This window comes from Caulobacter sp. 17J65-9, from assembly GCF_010975005.1.
GTDB lineage: Bacteria > Pseudomonadota > Alphaproteobacteria > Caulobacterales > Caulobacteraceae > 17J80-11.
Map to the genome: position 1 here is coordinate 1 of NZ_JAAIVC010000229.1, position 4580 is coordinate 4580.

The 4580-nt window shown below is 72.7% G+C and carries 5 protein-coding genes; 2 read left to right on the forward strand and 3 right to left on the reverse strand.

Annotated elements, in window-relative coordinates; translation table 11 throughout:
* Positions 1-42: 42 nt before the first annotated feature.
* The 3 genes from G3573_RS20190 to G3573_RS20200 are packed head-to-tail and all read right to left on the reverse strand — an operon-like array spanning position 43 to position 3687.
* Positions 43-1485 (reverse strand): HAMP domain-containing sensor histidine kinase, encoded by a 1443-nt coding sequence (locus G3573_RS20190; RefSeq protein ID WP_163263464.1) that lies wholly within the window; start codon positions 1483-1485, stop codon positions 43-45.
* Between the two features lie 52 nt (positions 1486-1537).
* Positions 1538-2968 carry an FAD-dependent oxidoreductase gene (locus G3573_RS20195; RefSeq protein ID WP_163263465.1) on the reverse strand — a complete coding sequence of 477 codons (1431 nt, stop codon included), beginning with the start codon at positions 2966-2968 and terminating at the stop codon, positions 1538-1540.
* A complete protein-coding gene (locus tag G3573_RS20200) occupies positions 2965-3687 on the reverse strand; it encodes a VTT domain-containing protein (RefSeq protein WP_163263466.1) in 723 nt (240 codons plus the stop codon). The genes G3573_RS20195 and G3573_RS20200 overlap by 4 nt, the downstream gene beginning before the upstream one ends.
* A gap of 148 nt (positions 3688-3835) precedes the next feature.
* Here G3573_RS20200 and rpmH point away from each other — a divergent pair, with 148 nt between their 5' ends.
* Both rpmH and rnpA read left to right on the forward strand, forming a co-directional pair.
* On the forward strand, positions 3836-3970 hold the full coding sequence (gene rpmH, locus G3573_RS20205) for a 50S ribosomal protein L34 (RefSeq protein WP_163263467.1): 135 nt from the start codon (positions 3836-3838) through the stop codon (positions 3968-3970).
* Positions 3971-4004: 34 nt separating this feature from the next.
* A complete protein-coding gene (gene rnpA / locus G3573_RS20210; protein WP_163263468.1) occupies positions 4005-4373 on the forward strand; it encodes a ribonuclease P protein component in 369 nt (122 codons plus the stop codon).
* The last annotated feature ends 207 nt before the right edge of the window (positions 4374-4580 follow it).

Below are 4580 nucleotides of genomic sequence, written 5' to 3' on the forward strand. Positions count from 1 at the left end.
CCCAACCCTCTCCCCCGCGTGGCGGGGGCGAGGGAGAAGAGTTTAAGCCGCCCCGCGCGCGTTCGCCCGGAGGGCGCCGGGCAGGCGGATCTCGAACACCGAGCCTTCGGGGCCGGTGCGCACCAGCACCAGGTCGCCGCCGTGGCTGCGGGCCAGTTCGCGCGAGATGGCCAGGCCCAGGCCAGCGCCGCCGGCGGTGGCCGAGCCGGCGAACGGCTGGAACAGGTGCTCGCGGGCCTTTTCCGGCAGGCCGGGGCCGTCGTCGGCGATGCGCACCACCGTGTCGCCGCTGCGGACCTCGGCGGCGACGGTCACCTGGCCGCGGCCTTCACGCTCGGGGAGGGCCTCGATCGCCTGACGGGCGTTGCGCATCAGGTTGAGCAGGATGCGGTGCAACTGCTCGGGGTCGGCCTCCAGGCGGAAGTCGGACGGCGCCTCGACCTCCAGCCGCACGCCCTGCGGCCCCAGGCCGGCGTCCTCGGCCGCGGCCTCCACCGCCGGCGCGAGGGCCAGGGCGCGGGGCACGGAGGCCGGCTCCTCGCTCTTGCCGTAGTTCAGGACGTTCTGGGCGAGGCCCAGGGCGCGGTCCAACGCTCGCTCCAGCCGCGGCAGGGCCTTCGCCACGGCCGGGTCGCCGGAGGCCGCCAGGCGGTCCGACGCCATCTGGGCGCTGGTCAGCATGTTGCGCAGGTCGTGATTGATCTTGGCCACCGCCTCGCCGAGCGCGGCCAGGCGGGCGCGGGCGCGGAGCGCCTGGCGCACCTCGCCCTGCATGCGCACCAGCTCTTCCTCGAGTAGGCCGATCTCGTCGTGGCGGCCCGAGACCTCGGGCGCGGCGGACGGGTCCTCGGGATCGGCCCGGAAGCGTTCGATCGACCCGGTGATGCGCTTCATCGGCCGCACGATGAAGACGGTCAGGGCAGTGAACACCGCGCCGCCGGCCAGCAGCGACAGGGCCGCCGAGACCAGCAGCGAACGCAGCAGATAGACGCCCAGCGCCTGCTGCAGAGGCCGCGCAGGCGCCACCACCTCGACGAACTCGCCGCTGCGGAACTGGGGCTTGGCGACGACGCGGATCATCCGGTCGCGGTCGCCGAACAGGGTCAGCCACGGATCGACCAGCCACCAGGCGTCGCGCCCGCGGCGCAGGTCGACCAGCACCGGCGGCGTCTTGAAGCGCGGCACGTCCGACAGCAGGCGGCGCGCGCCCTCGACCTGGACGGCCACGGCGGTGACGCCGGCGCCCTGCAGCAGCTGGCCGCGCAGGTCGGCGGCGACCTCGTTGTTGGGGGCCGCCTCGACCGCGAGGGAGGCGATTTCGGCCGAGCGCACACGGTCCAGCAACCAGCGCTCGTGGTAGGCCGCGAGCGACGGCAGCAGGATCATCGCCGCCGTGACGAGGGCGAACGCGCTGGCCAGCAACAGCAGGCGCGCGTGCAGCCCGGTCGGCCAGCGGATCTTGAGCGGCGGCCAAAGGCGCTTCATCAGCGTCACCGTACACGAACCGCGACATGCGGCCCGCAGACCACGGACTACTTCAGCCGAACCGTTTGAGCAACGAAACCAGCGCCCGCGTCCGCCCGGAGAACAGGATAGGCGAGTAGAAGGCGCTCGCCAGCCGCTTGTGGATCTCGCCGCGGGTCGGATAGGGCGCGATGAAGGACGTGAAGGCGCGCAGCGGAAGCTTCGCGTCCAGGGCCAGCGCCCAGGGATGGATCAGCTCGCCGGCGGAGCGGCCGACCAGGGCCGCGCCCAGCACCTTGCCGCGCGGGTCCAGCACCAGCTTGCCGAAGCCGCGCACGTCGCCCTCCGCCACCGCCCGGTCGACGCCGCTGAACGGCGCGGTCAGGACCCGGACCCGGTCGCCGTAGGCTGCGCGCGCCTGCGCCTCGGTCAGGCCGACGACCGCCACTTCGGGGTCGGTGTAGGTCACCCGCGGCACGACCAGGCGTTCGACGTCGACCGACTGGGCGAACAGGGCCTTGCGCACCACCAGACCGGCGTGGGCGCCGGCGACGTGGGTGAAGAGCTGCCGACCGGCCGCGTCGCCGACGGCGAACACCGCCCGGTTGGAGACCGAGCGCAGCATGCTGTCGGTGTGGACGCCGTGCGCGTCGTAGGCGACGCCGGCGGCTTCCAGGCCGAGGCCCTCCAGGGCCGGCTTGCGGCCGACCGCGACCAGCAGGTGGGTGCCCTCCAGCCGCCGGCGTTCGCCGCCGACCTCGACCGTCAGGGCGACGCCGCTCGGCGCGTGGTCGACCTCCACGGCCCGTGCCCCGGACAGACGCTCGACGCCGTCCAGGCGCAGTTGCTCGAGCAGCGGTTCGACCAGGTCACGGTCCTCGCGCGGCAGCGGCGCGCCGTGCTCGACCACCACCACCTCCGAGCCCAGCCGGCGGAACGCCTGGCCCAGCTCCAGCCCGATCGGGCCGGCGCCCAGCACCAGCAGGCGCGCGGGCAGCTCGTGCAGCGAGAAGATCGTCTCGTTGGTCAGGTAGGCGACGCTCTCCAACCCCGGCAGAGCCGGCAGGCGCGGGTGCGAGCCGGCGGCGATCACCACCTTGCGGGCGGTGACGCAAACGCTGTCGCTCTCGACCGTGCGCGGCCCGGTGAAGCGGGCGGCCTCGCGCACGACGGTGACGCCCAGGCCCTCGAAGCGGGCCTGGCTGTCGTGCGGCGCGATGGTCTCGATGGCGCGGCGCACGTGGGCCATGACGGCGGGGAAGTCGACCTGCGGCTCGGCCCGCACGCCCAGGCGCTCGGCCGAGCGCGCGGCGGCCGCGGCGTCGGCGGCGGCGATCAGGGCCTTGGAGGGCACGCAGCCCCAGTTCAGGCAGTCGCCGCCCATCTCGCCCTTTTCGAACAGGACGACCTTGAGGCCCAGCTGGGCCGCGCCGGCGGCGACCGACAGGCCGCCAGACCCCGCCCCGATCACCGCCAGGTCGGCGCGCATGCGCCGGCGGGTCATAGGACCGGGGCCTTGCGCCCGGCTATGGCGCGGACGATCGGCGGCAGGGCCAGCGACAGGAAGGCCAGGCCCAGCAGCGGGAAGAGCACGAACGGCTCGAAGATCAGCTTCAGGTTCGGCGTCTCGCCGCGGTCGAAGACCTCGCCGAGGCTCGCGCCCACCGCGCTGTAGATGAAGGTCGCCGGCAGGATGCCGATCACGGTGGCCGCCGCGTAGGCGCGGATCGGTACGGCGGCCAGGCCCGCGGCGATGTTGATCAACACGAACGGAACGACCGGGATCAGCCGCAGGGTCAGGATGTAGGAGAAGGCGTTGCGGTCGAACCCGGCGCGCAGGCGCGCCATGGTCCCGCCGGAGTGCGCGGCCCGCTCGCGCAACCAGCCGCCCAGCACCGATCGCACGGCGTAATAGACGAAGATCGCGCCCGCGGTCGCCGCCACGGCCGTGACCGATCCCCCGATCCAGGTGCCGAACAGGAAGCCGCCGGTCAGGGTCAGGAACAGGGCGCCCGGTATGGCCGCGGTGGTCGCCAGCGCGTAGGCCGCGACGTAAAGCGCCAGCGCCGTCCAGAAGTGCGCGTCCACGAAGTCGCGGAGCTGCTGGTGCCGCTCGCGCAGCACGTCGAGCGAGACGTAGCGGTAGAGGCCGCTGAAATAGACGGCGGCGATCAGGGCCAGGATCAGGAGCAGCGGCGCCGTGCGCCGGACGACCGTCTTCATGTGCCCCCTCATTTTAGCACGCCCGGCGCCGCACAGCGTCGGGGGCGTCTCTCACGATTGACTCTCCGAAAGCGCTCCGTTAGACACCGCGCCTCGTTTCGACGACGGCCCGCTCACCGGCGGGCCTTCTTGATGTGGAGCCAGTTACGTGAAGCGGACCTATCAGCCGAGCCGACTCGTGCGCAAGCGCCGTCACGGCTACCGCGCGCGCATGGCCACCAAGAACGGCCAGAAGATCGTCGCGCGCCGTCGCGCCAAAGGCCGTAAGCGCCTGACCGCCTAAGCGGTTTCTTGCGCTCGTCCCGGCGGGCGAAAGAATGGCCGATCAGCCTAAAATCGATCGCCTAAAACGGCGGCCCGAGTTTCTCGCGGCCGCCAAAGGCGTTTCCATGCCCCGCGGCGCCATCGTGCTGCAAGCGCTGGATCGCGCCGACGGCGACACCCGCATCCGGGTCGGCTTCACCGCCACCCGCAAGATCGGCGGCGCGGTCGAGCGTAACCGCGCCAAACGGCGCATGCGCGAGGCCGCGCGCCTGCTGGTGCCGCAGTTCGGCACGCCCGGTTTCGACTATGTGCTCATCGCCCGCGGCGGCGCGACGTCGCGGGCCTGGGTCCGTTTGCTTGACGACGTGAAAACCGCGCTGATAAGGCTCCCGGCCGGCGGCGTGCGCGCCCCCGGCGCCTGAGCGTGCGCCCTTAAAGTTTCCCGCGAAAAGAAGCCCGCGATGCAGAAAGAAAACGCCCGCAACACGATCATCTTCATCGTGTGCACACTGGCGATCCTGCTGCTCTATCAGCACTTCGTCCTGCAGCCGCAAGCCGAGCGCCGCCAGGCCGCGGCGAAGGCGGCGGCGGCGGCCGTGCAGACCGCGCCCGCGGCCGGCCCGACGGGG

Coding starts and splice junctions, on each gene's coding strand:
- G3573_RS20190 (WP_163263464.1), bottom strand. CDS start 1,485: ATGAAGCGCCTTTGGCCGCCGCTCAAGATCCGCTGGCCGACCGGGCTG.
- G3573_RS20195 (WP_163263465.1), bottom strand. CDS start 2,968: ATGACCCGCCGGCGCATGCGCGCCGACCTGGCGGTGATCGGGGCGGGG.
- G3573_RS20200 (WP_163263466.1), bottom strand. CDS start 3,687: ATGAAGACGGTCGTCCGGCGCACGGCGCCGCTGCTCCTGATCCTGGCC.
- rnpA (WP_163263468.1), top strand. CDS start 4,005: ATGGCCGATCAGCCTAAAATCGATCGCCTAAAACGGCGGCCCGAGTTT.